Origin of the sequence: Cyclobacterium xiamenense, from assembly GCF_900109255.1 — a bacterium.
Lineage (GTDB): Bacteria > Bacteroidota > Bacteroidia > Cytophagales > Cyclobacteriaceae > Cyclobacterium > Cyclobacterium xiamenense.
In genome coordinates, this window is sequence record NZ_FNZH01000001.1 from 979,889 (window position 1) to 996,584 (window position 16,696).

The 16,696-nt window shown below is 41.7% G+C and carries 14 protein-coding genes; 9 read left to right on the forward strand and 5 right to left on the reverse strand.

What is annotated here, in order from left to right; genetic code table 11:
• Positions 1–68 precede the first annotated feature (68 nt).
• Positions 69–2,630: a PAS domain S-box protein gene (locus BMW71_RS03610; protein ID WP_092169549.1), complete on the forward strand. Its 2,562-nt coding sequence runs from the start codon at positions 69–71 to the stop codon at positions 2,628–2,630.
• 108 nt (positions 2,631–2,738) lie between these two features.
• Here BMW71_RS03610 and BMW71_RS03615 read toward each other — a convergent pair whose 3' ends face one another.
• Positions 2,739–3,785, reverse strand: a complete 1,047-nt coding sequence (locus BMW71_RS03615; protein ID WP_092169551.1) for an oxygenase MpaB family protein — start codon at positions 3,783–3,785, stop codon at positions 2,739–2,741.
• Positions 3,786–4,128: 343 nt separating this feature from the next.
• Between BMW71_RS03615 and BMW71_RS03620 the strand changes: the two genes are divergently transcribed.
• Both BMW71_RS03620 and BMW71_RS03625 read left to right on the forward strand, forming a co-directional pair.
• Positions 4,129–4,779 (forward strand): hypothetical protein, encoded by a 651-nt coding sequence (locus tag BMW71_RS03620; protein ID WP_092170261.1) that lies wholly within the window; start codon positions 4,129–4,131, stop codon positions 4,777–4,779.
• Positions 4,780–4,875: 96 nt separating this feature from the next.
• Positions 4,876–5,598 carry a CPBP family intramembrane glutamic endopeptidase gene (locus BMW71_RS03625; RefSeq protein ID WP_092169554.1) on the forward strand — a complete coding sequence of 241 codons (723 nt, stop codon included), beginning with the start codon at positions 4,876–4,878 and terminating at the stop codon, positions 5,596–5,598.
• 798 nt (positions 5,599–6,396) lie between these two features.
• Here the strand turns inward: BMW71_RS03625 and BMW71_RS03630 are convergent.
• The 3 genes from BMW71_RS03630 to BMW71_RS03640 all read right to left on the reverse strand — a co-directional run bounded on the left by BMW71_RS03630 (position 6,397) and on the right by BMW71_RS03640 (position 8,846).
• Complete coding sequence (locus tag BMW71_RS03630; protein ID WP_092169556.1) at positions 6,397–6,729, reverse strand: serine hydrolase; 333 nt, start codon at positions 6,727–6,729, stop codon at positions 6,397–6,399.
• Positions 6,730–6,818: 89 nt separating this feature from the next.
• Positions 6,819–7,724: an SDR family oxidoreductase gene (locus tag BMW71_RS03635; RefSeq protein ID WP_092169559.1), complete on the reverse strand. Its 906-nt coding sequence runs from the start codon at positions 7,722–7,724 to the stop codon at positions 6,819–6,821.
• A gap of 36 nt (positions 7,725–7,760) precedes the next feature.
• Complete coding sequence (locus tag BMW71_RS03640; RefSeq protein WP_092169561.1) at positions 7,761–8,846, reverse strand: serine hydrolase domain-containing protein; 1,086 nt, start codon at positions 8,844–8,846, stop codon at positions 7,761–7,763.
• 276 nt (positions 8,847–9,122) lie between these two features.
• On the opposite strand from BMW71_RS03640, the gene BMW71_RS03645 reads away from it, so the two are divergent.
• On the forward strand, positions 9,123–10,268 hold the full coding sequence (locus BMW71_RS03645) for a serine hydrolase domain-containing protein (RefSeq protein WP_092169564.1): 1,146 nt from the start codon (positions 9,123–9,125) through the stop codon (positions 10,266–10,268).
• Positions 10,269–10,284: 16 nt separating this feature from the next.
• On the opposite strand, the gene BMW71_RS03650 is transcribed toward BMW71_RS03645, so the two are convergent.
• Complete coding sequence (locus tag BMW71_RS03650; protein WP_092169566.1) at positions 10,285–12,075, reverse strand: helix-turn-helix domain-containing protein; 1,791 nt, start codon at positions 12,073–12,075, stop codon at positions 10,285–10,287.
• Between the two features lie 265 nt (positions 12,076–12,340).
• Here BMW71_RS03650 and BMW71_RS03655 point away from each other — a divergent pair, with 265 nt between their 5' ends.
• From BMW71_RS03655 to BMW71_RS03680, 5 genes are all read left to right on the forward strand, one after another.
• Positions 12,341–13,300, forward strand: coding sequence for an alpha/beta hydrolase (locus BMW71_RS03655; RefSeq protein WP_092169569.1), 960 nt, complete (start codon positions 12,341–12,343; stop codon positions 13,298–13,300).
• A gap of 11 nt (positions 13,301–13,311) precedes the next feature.
• Entirely contained in the window at positions 13,312–13,989 is a 678-nt protein-coding gene (locus BMW71_RS03660) for a hypothetical protein (RefSeq protein ID WP_143057545.1), read from the forward strand.
• 21 nt (positions 13,990–14,010) lie between these two features.
• Positions 14,011–14,232 (forward strand): hypothetical protein, encoded by a 222-nt coding sequence (locus BMW71_RS03665; protein ID WP_092169574.1) that lies wholly within the window; start codon positions 14,011–14,013, stop codon positions 14,230–14,232.
• Positions 14,233–14,754: 522 nt separating this feature from the next.
• Entirely contained in the window at positions 14,755–15,027 is a 273-nt protein-coding gene (locus tag BMW71_RS03675; RefSeq protein WP_092169579.1) for a hypothetical protein, read from the forward strand.
• Between the two features lie 302 nt (positions 15,028–15,329).
• Positions 15,330–16,655, forward strand: coding sequence for a purple acid phosphatase family protein (locus BMW71_RS03680; RefSeq protein WP_092169582.1), 1,326 nt, complete (start codon positions 15,330–15,332; stop codon positions 16,653–16,655).
• The last annotated feature ends 41 nt before the right edge of the window (positions 16,656–16,696 follow it).

The window sequence follows — 16,696 nt, forward strand, 5'->3', positions numbered from 1 at the left end:
CACCACGCGTTTGTTGCTTTGCTAGGGATATCACCAATATCGTCAGCAGTGAGTCAGAAGCAGTCCAATTGCTGGAGGCCTCCCTGGACGTTTTTTGCACCATTAACGAGCAGGGAAAGTTCACCTTCGTGAGTGCGGCTGCCGAAAGGCACTGGGGTTATGCCCCTTCAGCCTTAGTGGGTACACCCTTTGTCAACGTGATCGTACCCGAAGACGTAAAGAAAACCAACCAATTAGCAAAAGAGATAGTTCAGAAAAAAGAAATACACACGTTTCTGAACCGGTATCGAAGGAAAGACGGCGGGATTGCGTACAACCTTTGCTCTGCTCGGTGGATTCCAGATAAAAAGCTGATCTATTGTGTAGCAAAGGATGCTAAGGAATCGTTTGAAAAATCAAAAATTTTAAAAGAACGTGAAGAGCGGTTTAAAGCATTGGTCCAGGAAGGTTCAGACCTGATTGCTATTCTGGACGAAGAAAGCAAATACAAGTATGTGAGTCCCACCAGCATCCCAATACTCGGAATCGCCCCGGAAGACTTTTTAGGAAAAAATGTTTTTGAATTTATACATCCTGAAGACGCGAAGCGAACAGAAAACAGCCTGAAAAGCATTGTGGATAATCATCGGGTACAGGTGGAGCCGTTTCGCTTTCGTAATCATAAAAATCAATGGAGATGGATAGAGACCGTTTTGACCAATATGCTGGAAAACCCGGTCATCAAAGGAATCGTTGCCAACTCCAGGGATATTACCGAAAGGATAGAGGAGGAACACAGGCTCAAACTGTTGGAGAGTGTCATTACCAACACCAATGATGTGGTATTGATCACCGAAGCTGAACCTATGGATCAGCCCGGACCAAAGATTTTGTATGTAAATGAGGCATTTACAAAAATGACCGGCTATGCTTCGGAGGAGGTTCTGGGCAAAACACCCCGACTACTCCAGGGACCCCTTTCAGATAGGAAAGCACTTTCCAAAATGGGTCATGATTTACGGAAAGGGAAGGCTTCAGAATTGACAACGATCAACTGCAAGAAGAATGGCGAGCAATTTTGGGTCAACTTTACCATAAATCCCGTTTCCGACGAGATGGGTAAAATTACGCACTTTATCGCCATCGAAAGGGACGTTACCGAGCGGAAAAACAAGGAAATAGAAAAAGATCTAGTTACAGAAATCAGTGAGATTTTCACGCAGGAGAGCAAAATAGAAGTTTGTGCAGAAAAACTTTGCCAAACCGTTGGTAAATATGGCGCATTTGACCTGGTAGAATTATGGGCTCCAGACCTTGAAAATAAAAAAATACGTTTAATTGGATGTTTTTTGCCATCCCCAAAGGATCAGCAATTCTACGACGCTTCTGTTGAAAAAACTGTGTTTGACCGTTCGGAGGGCCTTCCTGGAAAAATATGGGCTGAAGGAAAACTAATACTTTGGAGAGACCATTCGGTTCAAAAGCATTTTGTGAGAAGTGAGATTTCCAAAAATATTGGTCTGAAAACCCTTCTGGGAATTCCTTTGACCTTTTCAGGAAGTACCTATGGCATTCTGGTGGTGGGTTCGAAGATAAGTCATGCGTTTCCTAATTTCACATCCATTTTTAGCCATCTGGAAGGTTTTATTGGATCAGAAATTCACCGAAAAAAATTGGAGGAGGATTTGTATCGCCTGATCAACTCTGTTCCCGAACTAATCAGCGTGGGAGATTTTCAGGGCAGATTTTTGTCCATCAATAAGGAGGGATGTGACATGTTGGGCTATGCAGAAAATGAAATCATCGGCCATTCCTTTGAAAAATGGATCCATCCTGAGGACAAAGAAATATCGAAGGCAGAATTCTACGATCTCACCAACGGAGAAGATACGGTTAACTTCGAAACGCGATTCATCACTAAAGATGGGAAGGTTATCTGGACAAGCTGGTCGTGCAAACCAGATATAAAATTGGGTATTATCTATTCCATCGCTAAAAATATTACGGAGGAAAAAAAGTTTCGGCAGCTAACCCAGCAGAGCTTTAGTATGGCCAAAATTGGAAGTTGGGAACTGGATATCGTTGCCAATAAATTATCCTGGTCTGAGGAAGTTCATAATTTACACGAAACGAACCCAGATGGGTTTGAACCTAATCTTGCGACCGCCATTAATTTTTACCGTGAAGACTTTCGGGATATGGTCCGGTCTCAAGTTGAAAGTAGCATTGAAAATGGGAATAAAATCGATTTTGAGGCCATAATAGTTACTAAAAGCGGAAAGGAAAAGTGGGTACGGGTAATTGGTAAAACAGAAATGGTAGACAAAAAACCGGTCCTACTCTTTGGCAGTACTCAGGATATTTCGCAGAGGAAGGAGGATCAAAAGCGAATTTTGGACAATCTGAATGTGATCGAAGAACAAAATAAAAAACTTCTTAATATCGCCTGGTCCCAATCTCACGAAGTAAGGGCTCCCGTAGCGAGAATCCTGGGCATAGTAAAATTACTGGAAGATAGTAATGAATTTCGGAACGACCTCGACACGTGGATTAGTCACATTAAATTTTCCGGAGAGGAGTTGGACGGGATCATAAGAAAGATTGTCGATGAAACAAGGTCGCTCAACCTTTCCCAGGACCAAAGAATTTGACCAACAGTTCCCGTTTCTTAGACGGAATAGGGTGGCCAAGCCGATTGAGGAGGTTACTTGACGTGATTAATGAGGTTACTCAGAGTAACCTCATTAATCGATTGGCTTTTAAGCTTTTGCGAGTATTTGAAGCCTGGCTTCTATTTGCTTCACGATGCTTTCAAAGGACTGAAAGGGTGGAAAAACAAGTCGTTTAAAAAGTGGTAGTAGTCCCATCAACCGTCCCATCGGATCACATAAAGTATTGTTTTTGAGCCCAATGGTTCCTGCTACTTTATCTCCTACCATGTACCTGATCATGGGTCTGATAAGTTGGACGGTAGCGATGTTAGGGATATTTGTCTTGTAGTGTCCTATTAGCTGTTTGGTTAGCTCTTTCCCTTCGCGGTTTGACCTGAACTGTCGCTCGGAAATTTTTTTCTCTAGATGAAATGCTTCTATCATCGTTTTTGGCAGTAGTTCTTCTTCAATACCCATCAAATGGCTCACCACCGCCCAAAAATGCATGTAACTATTGGCGCTGTCTTTTGGGATACGGACACCAATTTTCGGCATTGCCCGGATTGCCATATAGGCGAAGGCCAGATTTGTTCCGGCCATATCTTCCTGGTTGATAGGCTTTTCATTCAGCTCATTGATTGCATTAATATTTTTCAAATAGTACCTGGCCATCGCATGTCTGATCCGCAACTGCTTCAAGGCCAAAAACCCCGTCCCATTTTTCCTAAAGGCATCAGGTTTCATAATTTCCACAATAAATGCCGTGGTTTCCAGTAACCTGGCATCGGTATTCTTTCTTATTTTTTCGGTATAGTATAGGGATATTGCGCCCTTTGCAGCAGCATAGCAGTAGGGAAGGGAGACTATTCCAAGCATAAACAAAAACTCATTGCCATTGCTTCTAAACAATGCAGTTGCCTTCTCCATCTCCTCTTCATAGGCCCAATCGGGAAGTACATTGCCAATCATGAAATAGTCATTCAATGGATCATCAATATCTGAAGTTTTGATTTCCTCCCAGGACTTACAGCGCAAAGCCATATACAACTTCTGTTTCTGATCTGTACCTAATATGGTTTCTACCAATTTATCCGCCTCAGGATCTCCTGTAAGTCGAAAAGCATCCAAACGCTTGTCATCTAATGTCATATTCATCTATTGCAGCAATTATCCATTGTACATGTCTATCTCAAGAACCTTTAATAATTGTAAATGTTCGATGCAGGTCAGGAAAAGTGCAGGCATGGCCAAAGTTTTCCCTGATGCCTTCCGCTTAATCAGATTTATTTTAGCAGGTAAAACTAACGATAAAGGGCAAAATGTCCTGAAATTCACCAAAAAGTCCGAAGTTTCATTTTCGGACGATTAGGCAGTTTTTCCAGCCCAATTTTGAATTGTCAAAAAAAATTAAACCGACAAATGGCCATTAGCAATGGATATTTATTTATACCATACTTCAATTCAAAAATTAAAGTTTCACAAAAAAAACAATCGAATTATGAAAAACCTACTAATCATTCTTTTATCGTTCTTGTCCTTCGGTACATTTGCTCAGCGCAACCAACAATTTAATTCGGAAAGTAAAGTAATGCACAAATATCGGGTGAGTCTGCCGACCATTATTTTACCCCAGTTAGCCACCAAATCCTGGAACGATCGGACACATACCCAGCACATAGAACTTCATGTCAAACGTAACCTGGATGATAAGAATATCATTGGGTTAAAGCTTGCCTCCTGGCGGCTTTTTCAACCTATGGGGATTCTTTGGTGGGACGGACTTTTGGATAAACTAGAAGCTGAAAGCGAATTCTACCCCGGACACGTGCGGGAAACAGGAATAGGATTAAGCTATCAACGCATGTTATGGAAAGGACTATTTGCTACTGTAGAAGTCCTGCCACAGTTTAAAACCTACCGGGATGAAGACAAAAACAAGTTAGGCAATGGCTTTAAACTGTATAATTCCTTTCATCTCGGCTATCATATTGCCTTTGGAAAGCAAAAGCAGTTTTTCATTGAACCCCAGATACATTCCCAATTTTGGGTTTTAGATACCAATACGCCTGAAGCATTTAAGCAGCTGGATGATCAATGGAGAGATTATTTCCTTTTTGAACCCAATCTCTACCTGGGATTCAAATTCTAAGCCCAAAACAGGAGGTGGTTGCCAGGCCATGGGCTTTGAGTTGGGGATACCAAAGGCAACAGCCCGGCAATCACCTTAAAAAACCTTCCACGATTAATGAGATTCAACCAATATACGGTCCAAAGTTATCTGCTATTTGCAGGCGTCACGGTGCTCACATTCTTGTTGCCTTTGATAGGAAGATGGGTCGAAGGTATCACCATACTTTCTTCACTCCCAGAAATGGTCAACAGGCACCTGATGTATCAGCCCATTACCTTACTCATCTGCATGGGATTTCTTTCGCTCCTCAGGACGAGACGGCCGACGATATTTAACGCATATTTCCAAAAGGGAAACATTGCCGCAGCGATTACCCCGGTACCTGCTTTATCTATCAATCCCAAACCAGGTAGAAACTGGCTTCATGTAGGACGGGATTTCGCCCTGGTGATTTCAGTGGTAACAGCCATCATCATTTACCTGCAGGTAATGCGTGGGGAGGGAATGAATTACGATTTATTATGGAAGATCTTGCCATTCAGCTTGGTATTTTCTGTCACCAATTCGTTCATTGAAGAAAGCATTACAAGGGTAGGGGTTATTGTGGCCCTGAAAGGAGTTATAAGCGAAGGTTGCTTACCATTTATTTCGGCAGCGATCTTTGGCGGTGTGCATTACTGGGGGAGTCCCGGAGGTATAGCCGGCGTCCTTGCGGCAGGATTTCTTGGATGGTTACTTACCAAGTCCATACTTGAAACCAAAGGCATCTTTTGGGCCTGGCTGATACATTTCCTACAGGATGTGATCATATTGACTGGCACATTTATGCGTGTATAGATCTTCATCACCGAAATTGAATCATGGTTTAACAAATGATTATTTAAAGCAAAAAAAATGTGTCGTTTCCCCTCGTGAAATTTTCCAGAGATAGAAGAGGGTTGGTATTCATACAAACACCAAAAATCTTTAAAATCATAAATAGATTTTCATAATTTAAACAAATAAATTAATCATTAACAGGCATAGAAATGATGAAACCCAAAATAGCGATTAAAATAATGTTTTGGATGCTAGCAGCAGTCCTGCTTTTCCATCTGAGTATTCTTCTAAAAATTGTTCCCTATGAAATAACCTGGGGAGGAAGGCTAAGGGCATACTACGAAAACAAACAAAACCGAACAAGCCTGTGAGCCATCGCTTGGAATGGCGTATTTGAAAACGAGTTGAACAATTGCAATTGCAGCGCTTATCCAATATACTAATTGAGAATGCATACTAACACCGAGTAAACCAAGTACTGATATGCCGATGCAATATATAGTATTGTAGGTGTGAGATTCTTCGAGAGGAATAAGTTCTTCGTTTTGCTTCCAATGTCCTCAGGGATTAAGCTTTCTTTCTTTATTGGGAAATCCAAAGTAACAATCGAGACCAAGATTTCTCAAATGGTCATTTACCACATAATGTTTGAGAAGAAGCTTTCTCAAGCATAAGGGAAGCCATCACATAACCTGCGATAGGGTAAATCCCCTTCCGGACACTCTTTTCTTTTAGAACGTATTTTGAAAAGACGTATCTTCTTTCAGAAACATTACATTAAAACTGGGCCAGTTTTTCAAAATCTAAACCACCAGTCTATGGTTGCACCTTAGCCCTGTGGGAAAGTAATTCCCCAAGCGAAACAAGTTGGTATTCTTTCCTTATTGAATCTTTCATCTCAGGAAACATGTCTATGAATTTCGTATGAAATTGAAGCTTTCCCTCATTCACCATTTTCATGGCAATAAAGGAAGAGATAACTTTTGAGTTAGAACCTAAGTGAGATTTATTTTTAAGCACCATTTCTTTGTGACCATTCTCCTTTGTCGGTCCTTGAACGCTATAGTTGCAGGTATCTGATTTGATAACACCTATAGCCATGGCAGGTATGGCATATTTCACTCGAATTTCTGCTGCAAGCCAAACCATAAACTTATTTGATCTGCGAAGTGGTGTTAGAGGGATTGAATAAGGAATACATACCGACGAGAAGAAATGTTTTTACTTTCATGATGCAATTAGTCGTTCATTTTTTTATCTGATTCCTGATGCCTGGAGCCATGTTTCTCATTGATATGATCTACTTCCCAAACAAAATGTGATTTTAGACGATGTATGCCATATCTAGGAGCTATGTTGTCTTGACCCATCATAGTGAGAAAAAATTCTATAGGACCATAGGTCTTGGATGATGTAAATAGCTTCATCGTTGGTATGGTTAGTTTTCTGATCCAATCAGGGAGGTGAACGATTTTGATGGGTCTCCTCCACGTTTTAAGTGCCAACTCTGCAATTTCATTCTGAGTGAGAATATCTGGTCCCCCCACAATAATCTCATGCTGTTTAGTATCCATAGATTCTACAATCGCTTTTGCTAAATCAGCTCCATGAATGGGATTTAATTTGTATTCCCCACTTCCAAAAAGGTACACTTTCCCTTTTTGGGCCATATCTAGGAAATCCTTCATGTCAGAGAAGAAGCCATTTGGACGAACAATAAGGTAGTACAGCCCTGATCGCTTAAGTTCGTCTACGAATTTCTCCTTGGCTTCCATGATTTTTAGGTTTCGCATCTTTTCTCCGTTAATTACAGATACATAAATGATTTTTTTTATACCTGCCTTCTTCGCCTCATTTAGCAAATTCATATTGGCCTGATAGTCTACATCCTTGTAGGTGAGTCCATCTTTTTGTCGTGTAATGCCAACAGTGGAAATCAAAACATCAGCTCCTTTAAGTTTTTCTGTAAGTGTCGTTGGATTTGTAACTTCCGCCTTAATGATTTGCTCTTCCTGTAACCCTTGTTGCTCAAGCTTCTTGGTGTTTCTCGCTATTGCTTGAAAAGGGATTTTTTGATTTTGTAATTCTTTGACAAGATGACTTCCTAAGTACCCTGTCGATCCTGCTACTATTATCTTTTTCATTTTTTAAAAATTTGAATGATTAATTGCAAGTGTTTCTTAGAATTCGTTTTTCATGATGGTCTCCAAAATCTGGTTCCGTTGCTCATCTTTATCTTGCTCATTGCTAAGTAGGATAATAAGTCCATTGGATTCTGGAACTAGGGCTAAGAAGCTGGTAAACCCATCAATGTTACCACCATGATGATAGATCACCTGATTTTCAATATTCAGTGTAAACCAACCTGCACCTGGTGCATTGACACCATCCTGGCCAGTTGGTGCGACCAATACTGCCTCTTTCTCTTCTGCAGTGTAGTAATCTCCCAGCATGGCATCACCCCATTTTTCCAGATCCGAAATGTTGCTTTCGATTTCTCCTGCACTGTAAGCTATCTGCATTTGATAGGCTCCTACCTGCAAACCGTCATTATATCCTTTTGCTCTTTCTGCTCCAGATATTGCATCAGGGCCCTTTCCAGTATGGAGCAGGTTGAGTGGTACATATACCTTTTCTTGTAAGTATTCTTGATAGGTTTTTCCTGTGAGCTCCTCGATCAGAATACCCATGATTAGGTAGTTGGAGTTGGAGTAGGAAAAAAATTCTCCTGGTGTGAAGATCAATCCATCTTCTACTATTGATTCCATGATAATATCAAAGATTTCCTCCGCATCGAAGAAATAGTTATTCTCATCTGCAAAGGCTTTTACGGCCCCTACGTAATCAGGAATCCCAGAATGGTGCGTCATCAAGTGTCTGATGGTTATTTGGTCACCGTGAGGAAATTCGTCATCGAAATCGCTTAGCGGCTGATCAAAACTTTCAATCAGACCATCTCTTTTGAGATTGACTATCGCTGCTGAAGTGAAAGATTTGGTTACAGATCCAATTCGATAGATGAGTGAAGGATCATTTGAAATGCCGTTCGCTATGTCAGCCATTCCAAATCCTTTCCTTACTATTTCGTTACCTCCTTTGCGGATCAATACGCTTCCTGAAAATCCGATTTCTTCCAAGTATGCTTCGGCAGAAGTATACTTCGTTGGATTGGGTTGTGGATTGCTGTCATAGTCGCTGCAAGCACTCATAGCTGCTACGAGTGCTACTGTCATTAAAAGTGTAATTTTCTTCTTTAAAGTCGTCATTATTTTTCATTTTAAGATTGAATGATGGCTCAAAATTGAAATAACGAACTGCGCTATTCGTCTTGGATTATATGATGGGACGGCTAAATGAAATTCAGGAGTTTTCTGATTTGAGAAATGAATGATCAATCAGTTTTGACAATATTTTGAGAGGATTTGGAAATAGCATATGATGCCATAAGTAAATGACGTCCGGTTTTCCATTTGTATGAGATCTCGGACGATGGCAGTTATTCTAATAATAAAATTTGCCTTCAAAACTGAATTTAAAAGAATATGAAAAAGCTAGGATTATTAATAATTGGAGTCATACTTGCAATAGCTGTTTTAGCACAAGAAGACCATGAGAAAACGATCAGCAGAGTTGACAAACTGTTAGACAAACAACTCAAGAATGAAAACATACATAATCTGTTTTTGACTCTTTATTCTCCATCCGCAGATTTTGAGTGGCATACGGCCAAAGGAAAATTCAAAGATGGTGAAGTAGTTACAACTGAGCACCCCTTTTACACCGCAAGTGTAGGTAAGACCTTCACGGCCACTGCTATCGGTTTGCTGGTAGATCAAGGGCTTATCGGTTTTGAAGACCGAATAGCGCAATATTTGCCTGCCAGTATGATTGAAGACTTACATATCCTGAATGGAATCAATTACAAAGACTCCATTACAGTCACACATTTGTTGCAGCATACATCAGGACTGCCAGACTATTTTGGAGAAGAAACGCTAGATGGTTCGCCCAGCATGTTTGATTTGATAATGATGAAACCGAATCACCTATGGGAGCCGGCAGAATTAATCACTTTTGCCAAAGATCATTTTTATCCGTCTTTTGCTCCAGGTCATGGCTACTCTTATACAGATACGGAATATGTGCTGTTGGGTATTATCATTGAAAAAGTTAGTGGGATAAGATTGCATGAGTTTTTTAATCAGCATCTTTTCCGGCCACTAGAGATGGATCAGACCTATCTCAATACACGATCAGAACCAAACAAACCCTCGCTGAAAATGGCAGAGATGTATGCAGATGACTATGAGATCAGTCAATTGAGAAGTTTAAGTGCAGACTGGGCAGGAGGGGCAATAGTTTCTACCGGGAAAGACTTGATCAAATTCCAGATGGCCTTAATGAATGGCGAATTGGTATCTAAAGAAACACTAACCACAATGCAAAGCTGGACTTATGAGACCAAAGGCATGGAGTACGGTTACGGTCTCCGTAAAATTGACTTTAAGGAGCTTTCTCCCGTTTTACCTAATTGGACGGTGATCGGTCACTCTGGGTTAAACGGCACTTCTATGTACTATTGTCCGGAGTTGGATATTTATCTCGCAGGTACTTTGAATCAATTGAGTGCTTCGAAGGATGCGGTCATACTCATGGTCAAAGTGTTGATGCTGTGTAAAAAAATATAATCAGAGGTGAGAAAGCTTAATTTGCTTTTTGCTTCTTCAGCCATGCTTTTGGAGTTACCCCGGTGTTTTTTCTGAAGAATTCATTGAAAACCGATTTGGAGGTAAAACCGCTTTCATAGGCAAGACCAAGCAACGTCAGATGGCTGTATTGTGGATCGATCGCTTTCCTTTGGAAATCTTTCAGTCGATAGCTATTCACATAATCATTGAAGTTTTTTTCAAGTCTTTCATTTAGTAACCATGAAAGTTTGTTTGGATGCAGGTTGATAGTATCAGCCAATGTTCTTAAGGTCAGTGAAGTATCGAGGTACTGATGTTCATTTTGCATTAGGTCTTCCAAAATATCTGTATAATGATTTACCTCTGCGGCAGCCATTAGTGATTTTGAAGTGGCGTTTTGCAGGATTTCCGGGTGTTCTAATTGATCATCCGGAAAATACTGGCTAACCAGCTTTTGATACTCCTGATCAGTTCGAAGGGGTGTTAAAAAGTTTTCATGTTTAAAGAAAACCACCTGTCCCATTTGCATACTTAATTTCATTTTAAGCATGTCTAGCGCCTCGGTGGATGAGATCTGAGCCATCAGATACAGGTCATATGCCATCAACGGTCGAGGTTGTACTTCTCCCAGTTTTTCTATCATTGCTCGTACTGCTGATTCTTTGATTACTTCATCACCATGAGTCAGATGAAATAGCATCAGGTATTGCGCTGGATGTTTCAGATCTGTGCGAGAATCAATCAACTTTTTCAAAGCCTCCAGATTATGTTGTTGAATGCAGCAGGCTAACTTCAGCTGGATAGACAGTGCAAAATCCGGATCAATTTCTAAGGACTTGTTCAGGTCACTTTGCGCTAAATCATACTGTTTTTGCTGATAATATATATTGGCACGGGTATAAAAATGATTAGGGGAGAGAGGATTGTGTTGGATGCTGGTATTGATAGATGACAGAGCTGCATCGAAATCACCAAGGGCTGTAAGCAATTCAGCAAGACATTCATGGACATCCGGTTCATAAGGATCCATTTTCAATGCTTCCAGGATCAATTTGTTGGCAGCATGATAATCCCACAACCCCCAAAATTCATGAGTAGCCAGACTGTGGTAGGCATATACAGACTTTGGTCGCTGACCTTCGCCACCTTTCTGGAAATAGCTTTCGGCACGTTTAAATGCATATTCTTTTTCCATAGCACCCCAGGAGCCAAGCAGACTATAGCACAGACCTGCACCAAAAAGTGACATCTCAAAAGCCGGGTCGAGTTTTGCGCTTTGTTCAAAAAGCAAGGCACCTTTTTGAATATCCTTGAGGTTCCATCTTTTAAGAAAAAACTTTGCTTTTAAAAAGGTGTCATAAGCATCAATACTTTCCGTGCTGGGCGTGACAAGATGTTCGTCGAGCTCCAGGTGTCCGTAATTCTCCCTTATGCGCTCTGCAACTAAGAGACTGATTTCATCTTGTAAAGCAAAGATGTCATCCAATTTTCTATTGAAATTCTCAGACCAGATCTGAAAGCCATTGTCCGTTCTTATGAGCTGGGTCGTGATTCGAACCTGGTCACCAAACTTCCTCACACTCCCTTCCAGAACCAGCGATACACCCAATTCATTGCCGATATGGCGGACATCTTTTTTGATCTCCTTGAAAGCAAAAGAAGAGGTTTTGGCGGCTACTTTCAACCCTTTCACCTTGCTCAGTGCAGCAATGATTTCCTCCGTCATACCATCTGAGAAGTATTCGTTTTCCAGATCTGAGCTCAAATTCTCAAGAGGGAGTACGACTATGGATTTTTGGTTGATCAATGATTTGTTAATAAGTAGTTAAAATAAGGTATTTACAGCCGTAATAGCAAGGTGGTAGGTGAATCTCTCATGAAAGACCTTCTAAAAGGTTTTAATATTCATCAAAAAGTCCACGATTTCATTTTAGGACGAATGCACTGCTATTCCTTCCCATTTTTGCATGGTCAATCACAATTAAAAGATTATGGATTGACGTGAAGTGAATCCTCCAGCAGGCCAAGCTTCAGTCAAAATCAAAAACTTAAACCATTAAACAATCAAATTTATGAAAATGAAAATTAAAACTTACCTAATATTAGCGCTGACCCTTTCAATTGTGATCAGTGCTTGCGAGCAGGATGCAAGCGAAATGGGTACATTAGTGCCGAAAACGGTAACCAATGACCCAACACTTCCAAGCTTTACCTTGTCAGATGGTACCAAGCTCCACCTCGAAACGTTTGGAGATCCAACAAAACCTGTTTTGATCATCCTGCATGGAGGCCCGGGAAACAGCTATAAACCTTACCTGGCTTGGCAACCCTTAAGTGATAAATATTTCATGGTATTTTGGGATCAGCGTGGAGCAGGTCTGTCTGAAAGAGTGCCCAACAGTGAGTTAACGGGACCTCAATATCTCAAGGACCTGGATGAAATAGGCAATCATTTCAGCCCCGAACGAAAGTTCTACCTCATCGGTCACTCTTGGGGAGGAGCTTTTGCTGCCTACTATGTGCAAAATCATCCTGACAGGGTAGAGAAGCTGGTATTGATGGAACCGGGTCCAATGAATAAACCTGCCATGGAAAATACCACAGCAGCTGCAGTTGATTTCTTTAACAAAGATTTGCAGGCCTTCCTGAATAATTCCGATTATCTGTTTCCTGGCAATGATGAAGCTGGAGATTACTTTCGAATGACCAGCAAGTTTGAACGACAAAGGATAGAATATACTGACACCAGGCAGGGATTCAGATGTAATTATTACCTCAATGACTGGAGGGGACTCTGGGATAAGTCCTACACCGCAGACTTTACCGACGGAATCAAAGAAAACTTTGCAGAAGAAGTATTATTTATTTCAGGATCGACCCAACGGCTCGGTGTAGCTTACCAGAGAGAGTTTCAGGCCCAATATTTTATCCTGTATGAAAATGATGTATTTGTCATTGAAGGGGCGGATCACTACGAGATTATTGACCATCCGCTTACCCTTCCTAAAATCCGGGCTTACTTCAATCAATGAATCAAATAAACATGAAAAAACTATTAATCACAGGGATGTTGCTTGTCATCGTACAGGTCACAAATGCCCAGCATATCAATAACGTCTTTGCTTTTAGAACAGAAAAGAAGCATTCGATGATGCTTAATCTTGAGTTTGATCCGGCGCTCTTTTGGGGGATTACTTACAACAGAAGCTTTAATGTCAGGCTAGGTAGCTTCGAAAGAAAATTGACAAGTCAGATCGGATGGAAGACGTTTCAGTTTAACTATAACGACCTAAACCTCAATTTTCAAACTACACTTTTGCATCACCAGGCTAAATCAAATGTCATTCTCAATTTTGGGGCTGAAAATAAATACCTTGAAAATAAGGTTCATCAGGCCAACGTTTATAACTGGACAGTAAGTATGATGCCAGGATATTTTACAGAGCGATGGTATTTTGGTACAGAGTTACATTATAAATGGCTTTTTAAAGTGAAATATGATCATACAGATTTTTACAGGGAGGTCTTCCCGCAGGTGCAGAATGGTTGGTATTCTTATAAAAATACCTACGGATATTTATCACTCAATGCCGGCGCAAAGTTGAGTGAAAATGTGGATGTTGATTTTAGAGCTGGTTACCGGTTTTACTACGACTTCACGAATTATCAACCATACATTCAGCCTTACTTTACCAATCTTGCCTTTAATTTCAGGTTTTGAGGTAGTTTGAAAATCATAAGTATGACAGGATCCAATCCCATTTTATCCTTATTTCCGCTGCGCTACTTCCTGAATGAAGTACTGGAGCTGAGCTGTGAGCCAAACAAAGCGTTAGCAAGCAAGTGTATCACAGGCAAAAACCTAACGCTTGAGAATGGCGTATTTGAAATCGAGTTGAACAATTGCCTGGATAACGAAATTTTGAACGACAAGCTTTGGACTGATCATCAGGTCTTAGCCTGAAAGAGCATTGGGGAAACTATTAATAGCCGTTTGGTCAGGTAACGGCAGAGCGCAGGGTTTGTCCGATGGCCGAGCGGCTTTCCCGTATCATGATTATGTATTTGCCTTAACATAAGATCGCTACCGATATACAACTCAGCCACGCTAGAGCCAACACACAGTTATATATCTGATCTTATGTGTAAATACTCGCTGTGCTCGTAATACGGCAAATCCATATATTTGTTATATAATTTATATTATGTTAAATACTGATGATCCCACGCCATCCCTTACTAATGAAACCTGCATTATATAATGGTACACTTCCGGTCCCTTCTTTTTGTTCCGGATATCGCATTAACCAATCGGTATTCTCTATTGATACGCCTGGACCTATAACCTCTACAATTAACACCTCCCCAGGGTGTGTATTGTGTTCCATTCCACATTTCATCTGAATAAAGTCTTTTTACACTAAAATTCCTTTACCGCTTGTCTGACTGTACCGGGTTGTTTAAATTACCAAAACAATCAAAGAAAATGAAAAATTACGTTAAGAATGTCTGGATGTATCACTTGATTGCCGACGGTCCTGCGTTGATTTTTATTTGGTTTTGGGTAGAAGCCGGTACACCGGGATCGATTTCTTTTATACTATTTGCCTTTATCTATCCCTTCTTATACCGACCTGTGGTGGATTATTATCGTTTACTGGCCCTGGAGGCCATTGAGAAAAAAGACTTTCCGAAAATGTGGAAATGGGCTGGCTTCTATCGGTTCAAATGGTATAGCAAGCTGATGTTTGGCGTATAAGCCCCTCGCACCACCTTTATTTGTGGAAATCCGTCTAGCCCCTTTTCCTCGTGTACCGCTTATCTGTTTACCGGTAGCTCCACCAACAGCCCCAGCTCCCCTATCCTATTGCATTTCAACTAACAAGTACATTAGTTAAGCAATAACGAAATAGATTACAGTACTAAACGTATAAAAACAAAGAGATGAATACACTAGAAATCCGAAATTAACCCGGGTAAAAGAAAATACCCCGTTGGGAATAGGCACTTTTTTCCGTTTCCGGTATATTTACCAATAAATCTAATAAATTCGTTAAACTCATGCCATCCCGTTTTACCCCCAGCCTTTGGTTACGCTTTTTTACCGGTCAACTGTTGTTCCTTTGCCTGTGTGCCGCTGCGCTAGCGCAAACCGAACCTGCTGCGATCCTGCTTACCTGGCTGCATGACCCTACTACGACCATTAGCATCGACTGGCATACGCTTCCGGAGAGCGAAGCACTGGAAACGCTTACCTATCGCTCTAAAGGCACAAGCGAATGGCAGACCGCAGGGGCTCAATCCTTTCCTTTCCCCCATTCGGATCGGCAGGTTCACCGCATCGAACTGAGCGACCTGAAACCCGATTCGAACTATGAATTTCGTGTAGGGGAGTTCCAACGGGTCTACTCCTTTCGCACCCTTCCGGCCAAAGACCACCGCCCCCTCCGCTTTGCTGCCGGCGGGGATACCTCTCATGGGGAGCTATTCCGCCAAATGAACCGCGCCGTCATGCATTACGATCCGGATTTTATCGTCTGGGGCGGAGACCTGGCCTATGCCAATGGAAACAAGGAAAACGTAGGCCTCTGGTACCAATGGTTTGATGGAATCCGGGAAACCCTGATTACCGAAGATGGACGCGTGGTGCCCTTAGTCGTCGGCTTGGGTAACCACGATGTTATCAATCACCACTACCCGGCCTCGGAAAGCAATATTGACAAAGGTATCGGCATGCCCGCATTTATTGCGACGGTAAAACGAGGCGAAATGGAAGAACCTACCGATGCCATGCGCTTGGAAAAAGCCCCATTTTTCTATCCCCTTTTTTCCTTTCCCGGGCAACCGGGCTTTGGTGTGCTGGATATCGGAAATTACCTCAGCCTGATCATCCTGGACAGCTCCCACAGCAATCTGATTAGTGGAAGCCAGACGGACTGGCTTAGGAAAACACTTCAGGACCGGCAGGATCGGCCGCACCTGATTCCAGTCTACCACAAACCAGCCTATCCCTCAGGCCGGGTGGAGCCTGGAGGAAAGCGAGTTCAATTCTGGTCCGAAGAAGTACTCGATAACTGGGTTCCGCTGTTTGAGGAATATGGGGTTCGGGTAGCCCTGGAAAATGACGACCATACCTATAAGCGCAGCTATCCGATAAGAAACAATTCCATCCATCCCAATGGCATCGTTTACCTGGGCGATGGCTCCTGGGGAGTGGAGAAAAAGACGCCTAAAACCCCGGAAGAAGTCTGGTACCTGCGAAAGTCCGCCATGGAAAATTCGGCCATTATCGTCACCTTGCAAGGGCCGCACCAGCATTTTTTAATGATTAATGAAAACGGTACCATCATCGACGAGTACCCGGAAACCTTAAAGGTGACTCCCTAAATTGCTTGCTGTTCAACCCCTTCCGGGCTTGGAAATTATCA

What these genes read in the sequence shown, in the direction of transcription:
- BMW71_RS03625 (WP_092169554.1), top strand. Translation starts at nt 4,876, where the DNA reads ATGAGATTCAACCAATATACGGTCCAAAGTTATCTGCTATTTGCAGGC.
- BMW71_RS03655 (WP_092169569.1), top strand. Translation starts at nt 12,341, where the DNA reads ATGAAAATGAAAATTAAAACTTACCTAATATTAGCGCTGACCCTTTCA.
- BMW71_RS03640 (WP_092169561.1), bottom strand. Translation starts at nt 8,846, where the DNA reads ATGACGACTTTAAAGAAGAAAATTACACTTTTAATGACAGTAGCACTC.
- BMW71_RS03615 (WP_092169551.1), bottom strand. Translation starts at nt 3,785, where the DNA reads ATGAATATGACATTAGATGACAAGCGTTTGGATGCTTTTCGACTTACA.
- BMW71_RS03620 (WP_092170261.1), top strand. Translation starts at nt 4,129, where the DNA reads ATGAAAAACCTACTAATCATTCTTTTATCGTTCTTGTCCTTCGGTACA.
- BMW71_RS03680 (WP_092169582.1), top strand. Translation starts at nt 15,330, where the DNA reads ATGCCATCCCGTTTTACCCCCAGCCTTTGGTTACGCTTTTTTACCGGT.
- BMW71_RS03635 (WP_092169559.1), bottom strand. Translation starts at nt 7,724, where the DNA reads ATGAAAAAGATAATAGTAGCAGGATCGACAGGGTACTTAGGAAGTCAT.
- BMW71_RS03645 (WP_092169564.1), top strand. Translation starts at nt 9,123, where the DNA reads ATGAAAAAGCTAGGATTATTAATAATTGGAGTCATACTTGCAATAGCT.
- BMW71_RS03660 (WP_143057545.1), top strand. Translation starts at nt 13,312, where the DNA reads ATGAAAAAACTATTAATCACAGGGATGTTGCTTGTCATCGTACAGGTC.
- BMW71_RS03665 (WP_092169574.1), top strand. Translation starts at nt 14,011, where the DNA reads ATGACAGGATCCAATCCCATTTTATCCTTATTTCCGCTGCGCTACTTC.
- BMW71_RS03630 (WP_092169556.1), bottom strand. Translation starts at nt 6,729, where the DNA reads ATGGTTTGGCTTGCAGCAGAAATTCGAGTGAAATATGCCATACCTGCC.
- BMW71_RS03675 (WP_092169579.1), top strand. Translation starts at nt 14,755, where the DNA reads ATGAAAAATTACGTTAAGAATGTCTGGATGTATCACTTGATTGCCGAC.